The 18,631-nt window shown below is 46.2% G+C and carries 15 protein-coding genes and 1 riboswitch; of the genes, 9 read left to right on the forward strand and 6 right to left on the reverse strand.

Features of this window, described 5'->3' with window-relative positions; translation table 11 throughout:
- Nucleotides 1-32 precede the first annotated feature (32 nt).
- Both KOD92_RS16860 and fumC read right to left on the reverse strand, forming a co-directional pair.
- Nucleotides 33-548: a hypothetical protein gene (locus tag KOD92_RS16860; protein ID WP_215234744.1), complete on the reverse strand. Its 516-nt coding sequence runs from the start codon at nucleotides 546-548 to the stop codon at nucleotides 33-35.
- 70 nt (nucleotides 549-618) lie between these two features.
- Nucleotides 619-2,019 carry a class II fumarate hydratase gene (gene fumC, locus KOD92_RS16865; RefSeq protein WP_215234745.1) on the reverse strand — a complete coding sequence of 467 codons (1,401 nt, stop codon included), beginning with the start codon at nucleotides 2,017-2,019 and terminating at the stop codon, nucleotides 619-621.
- A gap of 153 nt (nucleotides 2,020-2,172) precedes the next feature.
- Here fumC and KOD92_RS16870 point away from each other — a divergent pair, with 153 nt between their 5' ends.
- The 5 genes from KOD92_RS16870 to KOD92_RS16890 all read left to right on the forward strand — a co-directional run bounded on the left by KOD92_RS16870 (nucleotide 2,173) and on the right by KOD92_RS16890 (nucleotide 7,889).
- On the forward strand, nucleotides 2,173-2,913 hold the full coding sequence (locus KOD92_RS16870; RefSeq protein ID WP_215234746.1) for a 6-phosphogluconolactonase: 741 nt from the start codon (nucleotides 2,173-2,175) through the stop codon (nucleotides 2,911-2,913).
- A gap of 21 nt (nucleotides 2,914-2,934) precedes the next feature.
- A complete protein-coding gene (locus KOD92_RS16875; RefSeq protein ID WP_215234747.1) occupies nucleotides 2,935-3,084 on the forward strand; it encodes a hypothetical protein in 150 nt (49 codons plus the stop codon).
- A 197-nt stretch (nucleotides 3,085-3,281) separates the two neighbouring features.
- Nucleotides 3,282-3,526: riboswitch (cobalamin riboswitch) on the forward strand.
- A 176-nt stretch (nucleotides 3,527-3,702) separates the two neighbouring features.
- On the forward strand, nucleotides 3,703-6,021 hold the full coding sequence (gene metE / locus KOD92_RS16880) for a 5-methyltetrahydropteroyltriglutamate--homocysteine S-methyltransferase (RefSeq protein WP_215234748.1): 2,319 nt from the start codon (nucleotides 3,703-3,705) through the stop codon (nucleotides 6,019-6,021).
- Nucleotides 6,022-6,318: 297 nt separating this feature from the next.
- Nucleotides 6,319-6,705: an acyl-CoA thioesterase gene (locus KOD92_RS16885; protein WP_215234749.1), complete on the forward strand. Its 387-nt coding sequence runs from the start codon at nucleotides 6,319-6,321 to the stop codon at nucleotides 6,703-6,705.
- Nucleotides 6,706-6,743: 38 nt separating this feature from the next.
- Nucleotides 6,744-7,889: an acyltransferase family protein gene (locus tag KOD92_RS16890; RefSeq protein WP_229254711.1), complete on the forward strand. Its 1,146-nt coding sequence runs from the start codon at nucleotides 6,744-6,746 to the stop codon at nucleotides 7,887-7,889.
- 17 nt (nucleotides 7,890-7,906) lie between these two features.
- Here KOD92_RS16890 and KOD92_RS16895 read toward each other — a convergent pair whose 3' ends face one another.
- From KOD92_RS16895 to KOD92_RS16910, 4 genes are all read right to left on the reverse strand, one after another.
- Nucleotides 7,907-8,794, reverse strand: a complete 888-nt coding sequence (locus tag KOD92_RS16895; protein WP_215234750.1) for a Ppx/GppA phosphatase family protein — start codon at nucleotides 8,792-8,794, stop codon at nucleotides 7,907-7,909.
- 92 nt (nucleotides 8,795-8,886) lie between these two features.
- Nucleotides 8,887-10,335 carry a hypothetical protein gene (locus tag KOD92_RS16900; protein WP_215234751.1) on the reverse strand — a complete coding sequence of 483 codons (1,449 nt, stop codon included), beginning with the start codon at nucleotides 10,333-10,335 and terminating at the stop codon, nucleotides 8,887-8,889.
- Nucleotides 10,325-10,939: an RNA polymerase sigma factor gene (locus tag KOD92_RS16905; RefSeq protein ID WP_215234752.1), complete on the reverse strand. Its 615-nt coding sequence runs from the start codon at nucleotides 10,937-10,939 to the stop codon at nucleotides 10,325-10,327. Before KOD92_RS16905 ends, KOD92_RS16900 begins: the two co-directional genes overlap by 11 nt.
- An 80-nt stretch (nucleotides 10,940-11,019) precedes the next feature.
- Complete coding sequence (locus KOD92_RS16910) at nucleotides 11,020-11,496, reverse strand: Lrp/AsnC family transcriptional regulator (protein WP_215234753.1); 477 nt, start codon at nucleotides 11,494-11,496, stop codon at nucleotides 11,020-11,022.
- Between the two features lie 192 nt (nucleotides 11,497-11,688).
- Between KOD92_RS16910 and metH the strand changes: the two genes are divergently transcribed.
- From metH to KOD92_RS16930, 4 genes are all read left to right on the forward strand, one after another.
- A complete protein-coding gene (gene metH / locus KOD92_RS16915) occupies nucleotides 11,689-15,513 on the forward strand; it encodes a methionine synthase (protein WP_215234754.1) in 3,825 nt (1,274 codons plus the stop codon).
- Nucleotides 15,514-15,713: 200 nt separating this feature from the next.
- The gene (locus tag KOD92_RS16920) at nucleotides 15,714-16,262 is read left to right on the forward strand and encodes a nuclear transport factor 2 family protein (RefSeq protein WP_215234755.1); all 549 of its coding nucleotides are present in this window, start codon (nucleotides 15,714-15,716) and stop codon (nucleotides 16,260-16,262) included.
- A gap of 94 nt (nucleotides 16,263-16,356) precedes the next feature.
- The gene (locus KOD92_RS16925; protein ID WP_215234756.1) at nucleotides 16,357-17,595 is read left to right on the forward strand and encodes a NupC/NupG family nucleoside CNT transporter; all 1,239 of its coding nucleotides are present in this window, start codon (nucleotides 16,357-16,359) and stop codon (nucleotides 17,593-17,595) included.
- Between the two features lie 85 nt (nucleotides 17,596-17,680).
- A complete protein-coding gene (locus KOD92_RS16930) occupies nucleotides 17,681-18,601 on the forward strand; it encodes a YihY/virulence factor BrkB family protein (RefSeq protein ID WP_215234757.1) in 921 nt (306 codons plus the stop codon).
- The last annotated feature ends 30 nt before the right edge of the window (nucleotides 18,602-18,631 follow it).

An 18,631-nucleotide genomic window follows, 5' to 3' on the forward strand; every position in this document is an offset into this window, starting at 1 on the left:
GATTTCCCCGAATATGTCAGCAAAATGTCGCTCTAAATACGTGCCAAAATCTTCCGGCCCCTGGAAATGAACGCGGGACCTTCATAATCTATCCGCTCCTGGATCTCATACCTCAGCTCGTTTTTAAGCTCGGGATAAATCAGCGTAAGATTGTACAAAATTGTGAGACAAAAAGCCCGTATCGCAATGGCTGTCTGCGTGTTACGGACGTGCTTGAATGCAGTATCGATCAGCTCGCCGTGGTATTCTTCGGGAATAATTACGTCTTCCAGGATCCGTGCGCTGTTCCTCAAAATGGCATCGTGCACGTCTTCGCGACCGAGTCGTTTTACTAAAATACCAATATAAGGCTTGATCAGCTCCGGCTCTTTTTGCGCTGCGAAAGTCAGGCTATGCGCTGCGCGCTGGGCGAGGCGGTAGTCTCCCGAAATGAAGCAATTGAACAGTTCGTCAAATGTTTCCCGCGACGAACAGGCATGATCGGCAATGCGCATTGCAGCGATCCTGGATTGTTTCTCGTCAGCCAGCAGTTGGTTTTTGATACCCATTTTTCCTTCAAAAAAATAAATGCCCCGAAATGGTATCACGGAGCATTTGTATCCAAAAAAAGAGAAAAAACTACTTGTTATCGCCTACCATTTCTTCTGGCTTCACCCAGGCATCGAACTCTTCCGGTGTCAGGTAACCTAGTGAAACAGCCGTTTCTTTCAGCGTAGAGCCATTTTTGTGAGCAGTTTGCGCAATCTCGGCCGCTTTGTAGTAACCTATTTTTGTATTCAGTGCAGTCACCAGCATCAGCGAGTTGTTCACGTGCTTTTTGATATTCTCGTGCAGCGGCTCAATTCCCACTGCGCAATTATCATTAAATGAAACACAAACATCGCCGATCAATCTTGCCGAATGCAGGAAGTTATACGCCATTAAAGGTTTGAAAACATTCAGTTCAAAATGTCCGTTTGAGCCGCCGATACCGATCGCCACGTCATTTCCCATTACCTGCGCCGCCACCATTGTCATCGCCTCGCATTGCGTCGGGTTCACTTTACCCGGCATAATGGAGCTTCCCGGCTCATTGTCTGGGATATGTATCTCGCCAATTCCCGAGCGCGGGCCCGAAGAAAGCATTCTGATATCGTTTCCGATTTTCATCAGACTTACCGCCACCGTTTTCAATGCCCCGTGCGCTTCCACGATCGCGTCGTGCGCGGCCAAAGCTTCAAATTTGTTTTCAGCCGTGATAAAAGGTAATCCTGTCAGGGAAGCAATATGTTTTGCTACGTTTTCAGAATATCCTTCTGGTGTATTAATCCCGGTACCCACGGCAGTTCCGCCCAATGCAAGCTCAGAAAGGTGGGCCAAGGTATTGTAAATCGCGCGCAGACCGTGGTCGAGCTGGGAAGCATATCCCGAAAATTCCTGACCCAATGTCAGCGGCGTAGCATCCATAAAGTGGGTACGGCCGATTTTTACCACATTCCTGAAAGCCTCGGATTTTGCTTTCAATGTATCGCGTAGCTTGGTAATGCCCGGAATTGTAACATCTACCAGTATTTTATAAGCTGCAATGTGCATTGCAGTCGGGTAGGTATCGTTCGAAGATTGCGACTTATTTACATCATCATTCGGGTGCAAAAATTTCGTTTTATCAGCCAGGTCGCCTCCCTGCAATACGTGGCCGCGATAAGCAATCACCTCGTTACAGTTCATATTCGACTGCGTACCAGAGCCGGTTTGCCACACAACCAGCGGGAATTGATCATCAAGCTGCTCTGTCAATATCTCGTCACAAACCTGTCCGATCAAATCACTTTTTGCCTGATCCAGAATGCCGGCTTCATAGTTGGTAATCGCGGCAGCTTTTTTCAGATACGCAAATGCCTTGATAATTTCTTTCGGCATTTTATTGATATCCTGCGCGATGGGGAAGTTCTGGATAGAGCGTTGCGTCTGGGCACCCCAGTATACATGAGCAGGAACCTGCACTTCGCCCATGGTATCTTTTTCTATACGGTATTCCATTTTATTTTGAGAAGTAATGAAAAAATGAATTGTCGATTGAAAGGTAAAGTTAGGTTTGGAAGGCTAGTTTTTAGTGTTTTTTAAAGATAAATGTTCACCACTTTGAAAAGAATGTTTAGATTGGAATGCTTTAAAAATCAAGATTAGAACACTATGGTGCCCAAAATTAGCATTTACCCAGACTACAATACGATGAGCAGCGCCGCCGCCGACCGGGTGATCGCGCTGCTTTCCAAAAAACCGAATGCGGTAATTTGCCTGCCTTCGGGGAGTACGCCGCTGGGGATGTTCCGGGCGCTCGCCGCAGCAAATCAGAAAGGATTGGTTGATTTTTCTCAATGCGTTTATATTGGTCTGGATGAATGGATCGGAATGGGCGCCGACGATGATGGAAGCTGCCGCGATCTGCTGGACAAGGATTTTTTGAAACCGATCGGCTTCCGTGAAAACCAGATCGTTTTCTTCGACGGAAAGGCGATGGATCCGGAAGCGGAATGCGTGCGGGTCAACAAAATCGTGGAAAGCCTCGGCGGGCTGGACCTGATCGTACTTGGGATCGGCATGAACGGACATTTGGCATTAAACGAACCCGGCACGCCCTGGGATACCTACGCCCACATTTCCGAACTCGACGCGCTGACTGCCGAAGTAGGGCAAAAATATTTCCAAAAGCCAACTACATTGACAAAAGGGATCACAGTAGGAATCCGTCACATTCTCGAATCAAAAACAGCGATATTGATCGGCGCCGGAGCTGCCAAAGCACCCGTAATAGCCCGCGCACTCGCCTTCCCGGTAACTTCGGAATTCCCCGCGACGGTTTTGCAAAATCATTTAAATGCAGAATTTATATTGGATGCGGAGGCTGGGAAGGAATTGAATCAAAACGCATAATTGACATTAATTGAGACCATTATGACGAAAAGCGAGGATCATATTCTTTCCGAAGACGAGGAAGATTTGGCATTAGGGATTGCAATGGAAGAAGGCAAAAGAGAAGGTGTCGCGAGTATGGAGGAAAAGCAGCAGTTTGAAGCTTATCTTTTTGACATCAACACAATATGAATACTATAAATTAAAGCTTTACCTCAATTTGTAGAAGCTCAAGGCTTCAAAAAATCACTTTTGAAGCCTTTTATTTTTTGGTTAAAAAGATAAAATATCCCTCGCTGTAAACGATTATTCGCTTGCTTCACTTAAATCGGGGGCGTTTCTCAGGTGCTTGGATTTTCAATTTAAATTTGAGCTGTTCTTTGTGAACGCCCGTCAATCGGGGTAGTGGTTTTGCTTTTGGAACCCTCATCCAATAACAGCAAACTAAAAAGGAACCGTGTGCAAATCACGGGCAGTCGTGCTACTGTAAGTATCAGTTCAGATTATCGGAACAGGTTTTTGCCCAGGTGTCCCATTGTTGTAGATGTTAATTAGCTTATAATGAGACAAAAACGACGAGAAGGGCGGCAAAAATGATACAAGCCAGGAGACTTGCCGCTACTCTCAATGTCCATTCTCTCACGGTTGGAGGCTGGTCAGGCATTGATTTACCATGCATATTTTTGAACTACCCGGGTGCAGACTTTTCGTCGCCTCCCGGAATAGCTTCACGTATGTTACGTACTGATCTTGAATCAGGATGGGAGGGTGTTTTCAGAGGGTTTTTATTAACTCTTAAACACTAGTAACATGTTATCACACAATCTCGGCTACCCGCGTATCGGGAGCCAGCGCGAGCTGAAAAGAGCCAGCGAAAAGTTCTGGGCAGGTAAGATCGACCGGGACGAACTGCAAAAAGTTGCCCGCAAGATCCGTCACGAAAACTGGGCGATCCAGCAAGCGGCCAGAATAGGGCTGATCCCTTCCAATGATTTTTCACTTTATGATCAGGTGCTGGACATTTCTCTGACAGTCGGCGCCATTCCCGAGCGTTACCACCAGCTGCTCGATGGTAAGTCTAATAAAGAGCTTGATCTCTACTTTGCGATGGCGCGCGGTTACCAGCGCGACGGGCACGATATCAAGGCTATGGAAATGACGAAATGGTTTGATACCAACTACCACTATCTCGTTCCTGAATTCACTAAAAATCAGCAGTTTAAACAGTATTCCGATAAGATATTACTTGAATTTGAGGATGCATTGCAAAAGGGTATTGTCACGAAGCCAGTGCTGCTGGGGCCGGTTACTTATCTTTTGTTGGGTAAAGAAAAGGAAGAGGGTTTTGATAAAATCGATCTGCTGGAAAAGCTGCTTCCGGTTTATATTTCTATTCTGAAAGAACTTTACGCCCGCGGCGCAACGTGGGTACAGCTCGACGAACCAGCGCTGGTCCTGGATTTGACCGCGAAGCAAAAGCTGGCATTCGAAACCGCCTATTCGGCGATCAGAAAATCGGTACCTAAATTAAAAATACTGGTTGCGACCTATTTCGGCGCATTGGAAGATAACCTCGATACCGCCGCCGGCTTGCCCGTCGATGCGTTGCATATTGACTTGACCAGAGGCGCAGGCTCACTTTGTGCATTGTTAGAGCACGAAGCATTTGTCAATTCAACCCGCAAACTGTCACTCGGTGTCGTCGACGGCCGGAATATCTGGAAAAACGATTACCGCAAGTCGTTGGAATTCATTTCGGCGGCGGCTCAGGTACTTGGAGAAGACCGGTTAATGATCGCTCCGTCTTCGTCTTTATTACACAGTCCCTGCGATCTCGACCTGGAAACGGACGAGACGATATTGACGCCCGATATTAAAAACTGGATGTCATTTGCGAAACAGAAACTGGCGGAAGTAGTAGAAATAGCCCGGCTAGAGAGTATTGAGTGGGTTTTGGATAAAGCTTTTATTGAGAACCAAAAGGCAATAGAAACCCGGAGAAACTCGCCGCTGATTCACAAACCGGAAGTGGAGGACAGATTGACAAAAGTGTGTGACGCCGATTTCAACCGTTTGAATAACTTTGAAATACGACAACAGATCCAGCTCGAAAAACTGAAACTGCCACTTTTCCCTTCAACGACGATCGGCTCATTTCCGCAAACCGACGAGGTACGTTTGCTGCGCGCGAACATGAAAAAGAATCTGTTGACATTGGAAGAGTACGAAACCCGCATTCGCGAAGAAATTGTGCGCTCGCTGCGCTGGCAGGAAGATCTGGGTATTGATGTGCTGGTTCATGGCGAATTTGAGCGGAACGATATGGTCGAATATTTCGGAGAGAGTCTTTCCGGGTTCGTTTTTACACAAAATGGCTGGGTGCAGAGTTACGGAAGTCGCTGCGTGAAGCCGCCGGTGATTTATGGTGACGTGGAAAGACCCGCGCCTATGACGGTTAAATGGTCGGCTTTTGCGCAGGCGAATTCTCAGAAACTGGTAAAAGGAATGCTGACTGGCCCGGTTACGATTTTGCAATGGTCTTTCGTACGCGACGATCAGCCCAGAAAAGACACCGCATTCCAGATCGGCCTCGCGATTCGCGACGAAGTAGTGGATCTCGAAAAAGCGGGTATCAAAGTGATCCAGATTGACGAGCCGGCGATCCGCGAGGGACTTCCTTTGCGAAAAACAAATTGGTCGGCATACCTGAAATGGGCGGTTGATGCATTCAGGTTGAGCGCAGCGGGTGTCGCCGACCAGACGCAGATCCACACGCACATGTGCTATTCGGAGTTCAATGATATCATTGATTCGATCGCCGCAATGGACGCGGATGTAATCACGATCGAAACTTCGCGCTCACAAATGGAACTGCTGGACGCTTTCGCAAACTTCAATTACCCCAACGAAATAGGTCCGGGCGTGTACGATATTCATTCCCCCCGCGTCCCTACCGTCGACGAAATGGTATTACTTCTTGAAAAAGCATTAAAAGTAATCCCCGCCCGCAACCTCTGGGTAAATCCGGACTGCGGCCTAAAAACCAGACAATGGCCCGAAACCGAGGCGGCATTGCGGAATATGATAGTTGCGGGTGGCTTGCTGCGGGAAGGTTTGGCGGGGAGGTAGTGTTCGAAGTGGTTCGGGATTGTTCGGGGTGGTTCGAGATTGTTTTGGTAGTTTGTGGTGGGTTGGAATTGTTCGGGATGGTTCGGGGTTGTATGGAATTGTTTGGGGACTGATAGATTGTTGCTAGTGTTTTAGATTGAAATTAAAACACATCAAACAACTCCAACCAACCAAATCCACCCTAAACGAACTCGAACAACTCCGAACCACCCGAACTCACCCCGAACCACCCCAAACAACTCCGAACCACCCCGAACCACTCCGAACCACCCAAACCACTTCGAACACTACCCCCCCATGAACCTGGAAGAAAAAATCTCCGCCTCGGAAAGTCGTGTTTTTAAGACCGTTTTTCCAAATAATACCAACCATTACGATACCCTTTTCGGGGGTACGGCTTTGTCTATGATGGACGAAGTGGCTTTTATCACGGCTACCCGGTTTTCGCGACTCCGTTGTGTGACCGTTTCTTCAGATCGCATTGATTTTACACATCCTATTCCTGCCGGGACGATCATTGAGCTGGTGGGCCGGGTGGAGACAGTGGGCAATACGAGTATGAAGGTCAGAGTCGATATTTTTGTTGAAAAAATGTATGAAGAAGGCCGCGAGAAAGCAGTTACGGGCATTTTTACATTCGTGGCACTGGATGAAGATCACAAGCCGGTAAAAATATTAAGCTGAATTTTTACCAATTAATCACGTTCTTTGGTGTGTTATAAATGGCACACATGCAGAAGCAGCAGGAGTATATTTCTCAACTTGATGGGTTAAGGGCGTTTGCGGTTGCCCTCGTAGTTTTGTTTCACTGGTTTCCGGAGGGCGAGGGCATTAATGTGATTGCAAATGGCCCCGTCGGCGTTACATTATTCTTTGTTCTGAGCGGATTTCTGATCACCCGCATTCTCCTCGCCAACCGGAATCACCTCGCTACCCACGGATTGGGCGCTACTTACAAAAACTTCATGTTCCGTAGGATATTGCGGATTTTTCCGCTGTATTACCTGACCTTACTTGTGATCTGGTGTATTCAGTATATTGACTTTATTCCGCAGGTACCCAGTCGGTTATATGATTATCCGCTGTATTATCTGCTCTATATTTCCAATTTTCTGATCGAAAAGCTGCACGACTGGTCCGACGTACTTTCGCCTTTTTGGTCGCTGGCGGTGGAGGAACAATTCTATATTATATGGCCTTTTGTGGTGTTGATGGTGCCGCAACGATTTCTGAAAGGTACATTAATAGGAACCGTTGTCCTGGGAATAGCGTCGCGGGGGATATTGGGTGTGCTGGGTTACAGCGACGGTGTACTAATGCCAACTTGTCTGGATGCTTTTGGGCTGGGGGCTATCTGGGCTTACGTGAGCTACTATGATAAATCCGTTGAGAAGTTCAGGAAATTACTAAGTATCCTGGCGCTGATAGGACTGGCAGTTTTCCTGTATATCTGTTTTAATAATACCGATTCCTGGCTGAAAACGCTGTTTTTCCGGACTTCAATATCTTTATTCTGTCTGTATCTTGTAGCAGGCGCCAGTTACAAAAAGGGATTTCCTTCGATTTTCGGGAAAGTATTGGACAATGGATTTATGCGGCATATTGGTCGTATCAGTTACGGACTGTATGTATATCACATGCTGGTACCGACGCTGGTAGTGCCTTTTATTATCAAATTCCTGCACCGTTTCCTGCATATAACCCTCACATTCTCAGAGAACTCCCTAAAAATGGTGAGCCTGGTCGTACTGATCCTTCTGGCTACGGTTTCATGGTATTTGTTCGAGAATCCATTTATCAAGCTGAAAAAATACTTTCAGCTGAACCGCGTGAAAGCCACGCCGACCAGTACGGTTATCTCAGAATAGGATTTAAACGATTGTGGTTAGCTGATCTTTTTCCTCCGGCACGCCCGGTCATAAAGCAATTGCAGCATTCCATCTTTGAGGCCGACGTCGGGAACGTGAATAACTTCAGCGCCAGCCCATTTCATCGCAGAAGTGTAAATATCTCCCGCAGGAACAATTACATCTGCCCGGTCCGGGTTGAGCTGTAATTTGTTAATACGTTCATCGAGTGTGAATTGCGAAATGTAATCGCGCATTCTTAAAATCTCGTCGAGGCTAGTTGAGCTTTCGGTGAGTTTGGAAGAAAGGTCAAAAAGTTTATTAATGTTTCCACCTGTTCCCACCGCTTCAATAGGCAGGCTGTAATCTACATTCTGGTTGATCCACTCTTTGATCTTCTGCCAGGAATTCTTTGATTCCGTTCCTTCTAGTAACCTTACCGAGCCTAGTTTGAACGATTTTGCATTGATCTTCACGCGGTCTTTGTACAAATTCAGCTCCGTACTGCCACCGCCTACGTCAATATGAAGATATTGTCCGTCGCTCAGTGATTTGACAACCACATTGTTAACCAGCTCCGCTTCACGTTGTCCATCAATAATCTGAATATGAATACCAGTGCGCTGTTCGATCCGGTCGCGTACTTCCAGACCATTATTGGCTTCACGCATGGCGGAAGTGGAGCAGGCCATGAGATCGTCTACTTCGTGAAGTTCCATTAGGAGTTGGTAGGCGAGCATGAGTTTCATCATGCGGTCCTCGCTCATTTCAGAGATCCGGCCTTCTGTGAATACGTCGTGACCCAGCCGGAGCGGGAATCGAACATATTCTATCTTTTTGAAACGGGAAACACCGGCGTCATGCAATACCGAAGATATTTGCATGCGGGCACCATTTGATCCTATATCTATTGCAGCGAATTTCAAGGAAGCTAATAATAGGGGAGTAAATAAAAACCAAAAATAGGGTTTTCACGACACAAATGCAGGAATACCTTCTAAACTTGGCCGGTTATCACTTACATTTTTCCGCCTATCTGATATAATACCTTCAATTTTACGCCTGGTCCGGTGGAGGTACTAAGTGGGGTGAGTGGTGTAAAATAGGTGTAAAGATATCCCTCCGCTTGTACTACAATCGGGTGCCAGGTTTTCTCAATTCCGATAGAAAAATTGACGGAGCCTACGGTAGGTGTATTTGTTTTTTTGTCAAATTCTTTGGTAAAATGTTCCCTGTTCGGAGCGACGCAATCGAATGAAACTTTCTCTCGTGATTTGATGGTCACGCTGGTCCCGGCGCCGGCATAGTAAGCCCAGTTGTCTTTCATATTGTTCCGGAATGCTACTGTGAGCGGGATTTGGACCAAAGTCGGATCGACTTTGATATTGTAAACGTCGAGCGCCAGCGGCACTTCGCCCGGGTGTGATCTTCGGAAATCTTTGCGGATCTTTTCTTTAAATACCTTATCTGTCAAAAACTCCATCGGCTTCACTTTCAGCCAGCTGATCCCGGCTGTGATCGAAAATCTCTTTCCTACCAGCACTTCTCCCACAACAGTTTTAGCAATACCATTACTTTCAAGTTGTACCCCGCCGCCGAAACGGTAAGGCGATTTGATATTGAATCTCGGGACCACATTTTCTGCTTTTGTAGTCTTTTCTACCTTCTTATTAGAAACGGTAGCCTTGGCTATCTGCACGTTATTGAACTGGGTGATTTTATAGATTTGTCTGTTAGAGAGTCTGCTAACCAGACTGTAATTCATCTTTCTTGATATTACAGACCCATTATTTGAGATGAAAGAAGCATTGGTGGGAGGAGCCGCCAGATCCAGATTGATATTACTCAAAACCGGAGATTCGCCTGCTGCATTGCCAATCGTATTTTCCGAAATGGCAACGTTTTGATTTGCCCCCGTAATATGATCGTCAAGTGCATTTTTAACCCTATTTTCAAATGTCACTTCGCCGGAATAGGCGGGTAGTGTTCTTCCGCTGAAAGCCAGGTCGCTGGCTCCGTCCGTTCTCTTGCGCGATTCTCCCGCATCGGATTTAGCCAAAACTGACTGATTCGCTTTCTTAGAGAATCGCTCTTTATTTGGGGTACTACCTACTTGGTAATCAATGTGTTCCTCGCCAGCTGCCGGAGCCTGTACTAGGTACACCGTATCAGCTTTCGGAACCTGTAAAGGTTGTTGCCGGATCACTTCAATCTGGTTTTTGAGATTTTTTACATCTGCAACCAGATTATTATTTTGCGAGAGCTGGTTGACGTACAGAAACGCCATTACCACCGAAACCGAAGCTGCGGCCGCGTACCCGATCCATGAACTATGCTGCTGCCAGAACGTCGGCGGTGACTGCGCATGCATGAATTTCTGCATTTTCGCCCAGTCCGCTTCCTGAAAGTCGGGTTCAATACTCTCTAATTTCTGACGTATAGTATTCTCAAATTGACTAGTTTTCATTTCCTCTGAATGACTTTACCGCCCAATCGCTTGGAAACAGATGTGGGTAATATTGTTTGATTAAATGCTGTAACCGGGCTCTCGCACGCACATAATGAGAACGTACCGTCGCCTCATTGATTTGCAATAAGTCTGCGATCTCCCGGTGATTGTAGCCATCGACTACATATAGTAAAAAAACGTTTTTGTAAACCGGTTTTATTTTCTGAATAATTGCGAGGATTTCGTCCGCGGTAATCTGCGAAATCACATCTTCTTCGAACTTGGGGTAAGGTGCATCTTCCAGCGAAATCACATCTTCACTATGCTTTTTGTGCTTCCTGTAATAGCTGATGGCAGTATTTACCATAATCGTTCGCAACCACGCTTTGAAAGGATGGTTCGAATCGTATTTTTCCAGATTCTTGAAGACTTTTAAAAACCCTTCATTTAGAACTTCTTCCGCTTCCTCTGTGGTGGAAGTGTATCTCAGACAAATGCTTTTGGAATAGCCGAAGAACTGTTTGTAGAGGTACCGCTGCGCCTGGTTGTTACCGGAAATGCACGCAGCCACGACGGAGTCGAAGTCGTTCTCACTAAATGATATTTTTCTTCCAAATAGCAATGTAAGGGGGTCGAAATTGTCAGTGATTTATCGCTTGAATACAATTACGCCGGCCTTCGACGATATGTTGCAGTGTCAGATTATTTTTTGCCAGAAAGCATTTCCAGGGCGGAAGAATTTTTGATCTCGCCCATTACAAACAGACTATGTGTACTGCCGATGTTTTCAAGAGATCCCAGTTTTTGCATTAAAAATTGCTGATACTGGGACATATCGTCGACCACGACTTTTAACAAAAAATCATAATCACCGGATATATTAAAGCATTCCATTACCTCGGGCATCGCGGTGACTGCCTTCACAAATTTTTCTCCCATATTCTTGGAATGCTCTTTTAAAGCGATATTGCAAAACGCCATGAGCTTTTTACCAACTTTTTCCCTGTCGACCAGCGCGACATATTTCCGGATGACACCTTCTTTTTCGAGTCTGCGCACGCGTTCGTAAACGGGCGTGTAGGATAAGTTTAACTTTTCCGACAATTCACGTGTTTTCAAAGTTGCATCCTGTTGCAGCAAATGCAGGATTTTGGCATCAGTTTCATCCAAATTATACATAGATAGAATATCTTAATTCAATTCAACAAGGGTTCGAATATAGATAAATAGTGTATCGAATAGGATATACGCAGACATTTAGTCTGATATTTTTCATTTTATTGAATAAAAAATCTATTGAGCTAAATTTGTAACTATCGAGGTCTCTCTTTTGGGCACCTATCACCAGAACTTAATAAACGCATATATAAAATGGTAGCAACTGACAAGGCGGAAATTCGCGAAATTCTGAAAAACCGTATTCTGGTATTGGACGGCGCTATGGGTACGATGATCCAGCGATATAAATTGGAGGATCACGATTACAGAGGCGACCGATTCGCGGACTGGCCTCAGGATGTGAAAGGAAATAATGATTTGCTTTCGCTGACCCGCCCGGATATTATCAAGGAAATTCACGCCGCTTATTTTGAAGCCGGTGCAGATATTGCCGAGACCAACACTTTCTCCGGAACCACGATCGCGATGGCGGATTATGGAATGGAAGAGCTGGTTTACGAACTGAACTACGAATCGGCCAGACTGGCCCGGGAAGTTGCAGATGAATTCACCGAAAGAGAGCCAGAAAAACCCAGGTTTGTGGCAGGTTCGATGGGTCCAACCAACCGTACCGCCTCACTTTCACCTGATGTCAACAACCCTGGTTACCGCGCGATCAGCTTCGATCAGTTGGTAACAGCATATTATGAGCAAATTAAGGGATTAACCGACGGAGGATGCGACTTGCTTTTGGTGGAAACTATATTCGATACCCTGAACGCAAAAGCTGCACTTTTCGCGATCGATCAATTCTTTGTAGACGCGAAAAATGGCAAAGTAGAGCGGCTGGATTCCTGGAAGAACATTCCCGGACAACCGCTTCCTGTAATGATTTCGGGAACGATCACAGATGCTTCCGGGCGTACCTTATCTGGTCAGACGACAGAGGCGTTTTTGACTTCGGTCTCGCATTTGCCGCTATTATCAGTGGGCTTGAACTGTGCATTGGGAGCGGATTTAATGCGTCCTTATGTGCAGATTTTGGCCAAAGAATCTCCTTTTTACACGTCTGCGCACCCAAATGCCGGGTTACCCAATGAAATGGGCGAGTACGACGAGTCGCCGGAACAAATGGGGGAAGTGATCGACGGATTTTTGAAAGATAACCTGATCAATATCATCGGTGGCTGCTGCGGAACTACGCCGGACCATATCCGGGTAATCGCTGATCTTGCCAAAAAACATGCTCCGAGATTGCTTCCTGAGCCCGAGACTGTTATGAAACTGTCTGGTTTGGAGCCTGTTAAGATCACTGCGTTGACCAATTTTGTGAATATCGGGGAACGTTGTAATGTAACGGGTTCGAAGAAATTTGCCCGGCTGATCCGCGAAGGTAAATACGATGAAGCGCTGAGCATTGCCCGCGAGCAGGTTGAAAGCGGCGCGCAGGTGATCGACGTGAATTTGGATGAAGGGATGATTGATGGGGTGGAAGCGATGAAAACTTTTATCAACCTGATCGTATCTGAACCGGATATTTCAAAAGTGCCGCTGATGATCGATTCTTCCAAATGGGAAGTAATTGAATCAGGTTTAAAATGTGTGCAGGGTAAGTCGATTGTAAACTCTATTTCTTTAAAAGAAGGCGAAGAAAAATTCAAGGAATCGGCGAAAACCGTATTGCGCTATGGAGCTGCTGCGGTTGTAATGGCATTTGATGAGCAGGGGCAGGCTGATAACCTGGAACGCCGAATCGAAATTTGTTCAAGAGCTTATAAAATTCTGGTAGAAGAAGTTGGTTTCCCTGCCGAGGATATCATTTTTGACCCGAATATCCTGACCGTCGCGACGGGAATGGAAGAACATAATAATTACGCGGTCGACTTTATTAACGCAGTTCGCTGGATCAAAGAGAATTTGCCGCATGCAAAAGTATCCGGCGGAGTATCCAACGTATCATTCAGTTTTCGGGGAAATGAGCCCGTGCGCGAGGCGATCCACACTGCATTTTTATACCACGCGATCAGGGCGGGAATGGATATGGGAATCGTGAATGCTGCACAAATAGGTATTTATGATGAGATCCCGAAGGACGTGCTGGAACTGGTTGAGGACGTATTGTTGAACCGTCGCCAGGATGCAACCGAGCGGCTGGTCAATTATGCGGAAACTGTTAAAGATAAAGGTAAATCGGCAAGCGGCCCCGACCTGAGCTGGCGACAACTGCCTGTAAAAGAGCGTATTTCTCACGCTTTGGTAAAAGGTATGGCGGATTATATTGATGAAGATATTGAAGAATGCCGGCACTTGTTCAGTCGCCCGTTGGAGGTCATTGAGGGGCCTCTAATGGATGGAATGAGCATTGTGGGTGACCTTTTTGGAGAAGGCAAAATGTTTTTACCGCAGGTTGTGAAATCGGCCAGAGTGATGAAGAAAGCCGTGGCTTATCTGCAACCTTTTATAGAAGCGGAGAAATCCGGCGGAGGAAGTTCTGCGGGCAAGATATTGCTGGCTACTGTAAAGGGCGACGTGCATGATATCGGCAAAAATATCGTGGGTGTGGTATTAGGCTGTAACAATTACGAGATCATCGATCTGGGCGTAATGGTACCTACTGATAAGATCCTGGCAGCTGCATTGGAGCACAATGTAGATATTATCGGTCTGTCTGGCCTGATCACCCCGTCGCTTGACGAGATGGTGGGCGTAGCCAAAGAAATGGAGCGCAGGAACCTGAAAACGCCACTTTTGATCGGTGGAGCTACCACTTCGCGCATTCACACTGCGGTTAAAATCGATCCGAATTATTCCGGTCCAGTCATTCACGTATTGGACGCTTCACGCTCGGTGCCGGTGGCTGGGAAGCTGATTCAGAGCGAAAGCAGCCAGGCAGGAGTTTTGGCGGATATTAAAGCAGAATATGCGAAACTACGCGACGATCATGCAAAACGCGGCGGAGAAAAAGCGCATATCAGCATTGAAAAAGCGCGTGAAAATAAGGCGAAAATTGACTGGAAAAATTTCGTAGCCACCAAGCCTCAGTTTCTGGGAACGAGGGTTTACGACGATTACGACCTGGCAGATATTGCCAAATACATTGACTGGACTCCATTTTTCCAGACCTGGCAGCTGCACGGAAAATATCCCAAGATATTTGAAGACAAAGTGGTAGGTACTGAGGCAATTAAACTGTTCGAGGATGCAGCTGTGCTTCTGGGTGAGATTATCCGGGACAAAACGTTGAAAGCAAAAGCAGTAGTAGGTTTTTGGCCTGCCAATTCTATTCAGGATGATATTGTACTGCATCATTTTGAAGAGGAAACCCGCGAGGTGCCTTGCGAGCGTCACGGCTCTCACAACCATATTGAATACAAGATCAGCCAGCACGGACAGGAAAATCTGAATTCGGGCGAGCTGGTAGCCGAAACCGCCGTGGTGCTGCACCATTTGCGTCAGCAAAGCCAGAAAGCTTCCAATCTGGCCAATTATTGCCTGTCGGATTTCATTGCGCCACTCAAATCTGGTCACACGGATTATCTTGGAGGATTTGCAGTCACTGCCGGTGTCGGTATTGAGGCGCTTGTTGATAAGTTTGAGAAAGACCAGGATGATTATAACAGCATCATGGTCAAAGCATTAGCTGATCGGCTTGTGGAAGCGCTTGCTGAATTGATGCATGAAAAGGTACGGAAGGAACTGTGGGGTTATGATAAAAGTGAAACCCTATCAAACGAAGAGCTGATCAAGGAAGCGTATAAGGGTATCCGTCCCGCTCCGGGCTATCCGGCTTGCCCGGATCACACTGAGAAAAGGGCGTTATTCGACTTGCTGGATGCGGAAAGCATTGGTATCGAGTTAACCGAGAGTTTTGCGATGTATCCTGCCAGCAGCGTAAGTGGCTGGTATTTCTCTCACCCCGACAGCCGGTATTTCCCAGTTGGAAAGATATTCAAGGACCAGGTTGAGGATTATGCGCGGAGAAAAGATATGTCCCTGGAAGACACCGAAAAGTGGTTGTCACCGATCCTGGGATATTAGAAGATTAGTTTTGTAACCGTTTGCAAGGGAAGTGAATTTATTCACTTCCCTTTTTTATTTGGCGTATGTATACTTTTTGGTGTAAAAAGGCGTATATAAGTGAGATAGCGGGCAATAATCAGGTATTTATACTCTATTTTCTCAGTATATTCAATAAGATATTTGTATTAAGGATTTAAGTAGTAAATAGTTTATTAGCCATGAAAAAGAATATCGCAGTCTTCATCCTCCTCATCATTTTAGCATCATCATTTAAATACAGAACCAAAGCGAAGGAGAGCAGCCAGCCTTTTTTGCCGGATCGTATCCGGGATATGGTACCCTTGAAACAGGAAGCTGCACCTTCTTTTGACGAAACTATTACACTACTGCAGCAGGCAAATCTTGAAATGGCCAATGGAGATCCTCAGTTATTCAAATCCATGTGGCTGCAATCGGAGGAAGTTACGATCTTCGGAGACGACAATAATACAGCGCTGAAAGGCTGGAAAGAGATAGAAGCCAGTCTGGGTGCTATGAAAGAACCTGTTTCGAAAGTGGATACGTATTCCTTCGAGAAAATAGCCAGCGACCAGGGTGAGCAGCAGGCTTATCTTTTGCAAAAAGAACACTACAAACTGGCGAATGGAGAAACGCGGGATTTACAGGTAACTGTCGTTTTTCGGAAAGAAAACGAAGCCTGGAAAATCGTTCACCGCCACGCTGACAGCGTCGAAGTACTTGCACAATCAGACAAAAACTCTAAATAATTGAGCTGATTCCTGATATTTCAAACCTCATGTTACATACTGGTATTTTGTTGTTATTTTGCACCTTTTGGTAAAAAGTGATGACTAAATATTTATGGAAAGATTTACAGGACTGCTCGGTATTTTGCTGATCCTCGGTATTGCTTTTGCAATGTCAAATAACAGAAAAGCAATTAATTACCGTACTGTCGGAGTAGGCCTGGGTCTTCAATTCGGACTGGCTGTTTTTATTCTTCGTACAGATATAGGTCAGGCTATTTTTCAGTGGTTGGGTGAAAAAGTGCAGAAACTGCTTTCCTTCTCAGATAAGGGTGCCGAGTTTGTTTTCAGCTCCCTGGTCAGGCCCGACCTGATGCAGCGCGCTTTCGGCCCGGGCAACGATTTCGTTTTCTTCTTCAAGATTATCCCCACGATCATTTTCGTGGCCGTATTGGTGAATATGCTGTACCACCTGGGTATCATGCAGCGTGTCGTTTCATTTATTGCAAAAGGTGTTTATTGGTTAATGGGCGTGAGTGGGGTAGAGGCGCTTTCCAATGTAGCCAGCACATTCGTCGGGCAAGTGGAGGCGCAGATCATGATCAAGCCTTACCTGAAAAATATGACCAACTCAGAACTGATGGCGTCGATGACAGGAAGTTTTGCCTGTATTGCCGGTGGTGTAATGGCGGTGTATATTTCATTAGGCGTGCCTGCTCCCTACCTGATCGCTGCCAGCTTAATGGCGGCACCGGGTGCATTGGTTATTTCCAAAATCGTTTTCCCGGAAACTGTTCATTCTGATTCGAGGGGCGCAGTAAAATTAGAAAGACAAAAAACGCACGCCAACTTGTTGGACGCAATTGCAGGGGGCGCGAGCGAAGGCTTAAAAGTAGGATTCAATGTAATCGCCATGCTGATCGGCTTTATCGCACTGGTCGCTCTGCTCGATTATCTGCTTGGTTATATCGGCGGCTTATTCTCATTTCCGCAACTCAGTTTCAATTTTCTTCTTGGAAAAGTATTTTCTGTTTTCGCCTGGGCAATGGGCGTCCCGGGCAAGGATATTGAAACAGCAGGCTCGCTGATGGGTACGAAAATGGTGATCAACGAATTTGTAGCCTACCTGGACTTGGTGAAGGTGAAGGATACGCTCGATCATAAAACGGTCGTAATCACGAGCTTCGCACTTTGCGGTTTCGCGAATTTCAGTTCAATCGCTATTCAGGTCGGTGGGATCGGAGAACTGGCGCCAACGCGACGCGCCGATTTGGCCAGACTGGGTTTCAAGGCGCTTATATGCGGAACCCTGGCTTCCTACATGTCCGCAACATTGGCAGGCTTACTGCTTTGACCATTTACCCCGCAAAGTATAAGTGGCATGAATATTTCTGGCTTCCGGTAAATGAGTAGTCATTAACCGGCAGAAAGTCACATTCATGAAACAAATCAAATTTTACTTTTCCCTTGTCAAAGAGAGCTTTAACGAGTTTATGAATGACAATGGGTTGAAGTTGAGTGCAGCTCTTTCCTATTATACGATATTTTCCCTCGCACCAATGCTGCTGGTCATCATCTCGGTGTTCAGTATATTTTTCGGCCGGGATGCAATTCAGGGTGAGCTTTTTGGCCAGATCAAAGGTCTTGTCGGAGCGAGCGCAGCGGCGCAGTTGCAGGAGATCCTGAAAAACGCTGAGCTGTCCAACAAATCCGGACTGGCAGCTGGAATAGGGATTGGTACCTTGCTAATTGGTGCAACGGGGGTTTTTGCTGAAATGCAGGATTCCATCAATTTTATCTGGTCCATTAAATCCAAACCGAAAAAAGGGTGGCTGCAATACCTTAAAAACAGGCTGATATCCTTTTCGATGATACTTACCCTGGGTTTTTTACTGGTAGTGTCGCTGGGCGCGAGTGCAGTAGTGGATCTGATGAGCAGCCGGCTTGAACGTTATTTTTCGGAGGCTTCTGTGGTTTTATTCTATATTATAAATCTCGCATTGGTACTGGTAGTGATCACTTCCCTCTTCACTGTAATTTTCAAAGTGTTGCCCGACGGTAAGCTCCGGTGGAAAGAATGTATGGTAGGGGCGGGTTTTACGGCAATTTTATTTTTGATCGGGAAGTTCGTAATCAGTTTTTACCTCGGCCAATCCGACCTCGGCGCGGCTTATGGTACTTCGGCGTCGATCGTGATTTTACTGACCTGGATCTATTATTCTTCGATCATTCTTTATTTCGGGGCCGAGTTTACCAAGGTATATGCGAAGCAGGACGGAATAGGTATTGCTCCTAATGAACACGCGGTACTGATCGTGCGACAGGAGCTCGATGAACATACGGGGAAGGTAGTCAGTTGATCTAACCCCATAAAAAAATCCCTTCTGAAA

It is taken from the genome of Dyadobacter linearis, assembly GCF_907165045.1.
Taxonomy (GTDB): domain Bacteria; phylum Bacteroidota; class Bacteroidia; order Cytophagales; family Spirosomataceae; genus Dyadobacter; species Dyadobacter linearis.

Bases quoted from the DNA above. Each gene is read 5' to 3' on its own strand.
- KOD92_RS16925 (WP_215234756.1), top strand. From the start codon at position 16,357: ATGGAAAGATTTACAGGACTGCTCGGTATTTTGCTGATCCTCGGTATT.
- KOD92_RS16885 (WP_215234749.1), top strand. From the start codon at position 6,319: ATGAACCTGGAAGAAAAAATCTCCGCCTCGGAAAGTCGTGTTTTTAAG.
- metE (WP_215234748.1), top strand. From the start codon at position 3,703: ATGTTATCACACAATCTCGGCTACCCGCGTATCGGGAGCCAGCGCGAG.
- KOD92_RS16900 (WP_215234751.1), bottom strand. From the start codon at position 10,335: ATGAAAACTAGTCAATTTGAGAATACTATACGTCAGAAATTAGAGAGT.
- KOD92_RS16890 (WP_229254711.1), top strand. From the start codon at position 6,744: ATGGCACACATGCAGAAGCAGCAGGAGTATATTTCTCAACTTGATGGG.
- KOD92_RS16910 (WP_215234753.1), bottom strand. From the start codon at position 11,496: ATGTATAATTTGGATGAAACTGATGCCAAAATCCTGCATTTGCTGCAA.
- fumC (WP_215234745.1), bottom strand. From the start codon at position 2,019: ATGGAATACCGTATAGAAAAAGATACCATGGGCGAAGTGCAGGTTCCT.
- KOD92_RS16860 (WP_215234744.1), bottom strand. From the start codon at position 548: ATGGGTATCAAAAACCAACTGCTGGCTGACGAGAAACAATCCAGGATC.
- KOD92_RS16870 (WP_215234746.1), top strand. From the start codon at position 2,173: ATGGTGCCCAAAATTAGCATTTACCCAGACTACAATACGATGAGCAGC.
- KOD92_RS16930 (WP_215234757.1), top strand. From the start codon at position 17,681: ATGAAACAAATCAAATTTTACTTTTCCCTTGTCAAAGAGAGCTTTAAC.
- metH (WP_215234754.1), top strand. From the start codon at position 11,689: ATGGTAGCAACTGACAAGGCGGAAATTCGCGAAATTCTGAAAAACCGT.
- KOD92_RS16920 (WP_215234755.1), top strand. From the start codon at position 15,714: ATGAAAAAGAATATCGCAGTCTTCATCCTCCTCATCATTTTAGCATCA.
- KOD92_RS16875 (WP_215234747.1), top strand. From the start codon at position 2,935: ATGACGAAAAGCGAGGATCATATTCTTTCCGAAGACGAGGAAGATTTG.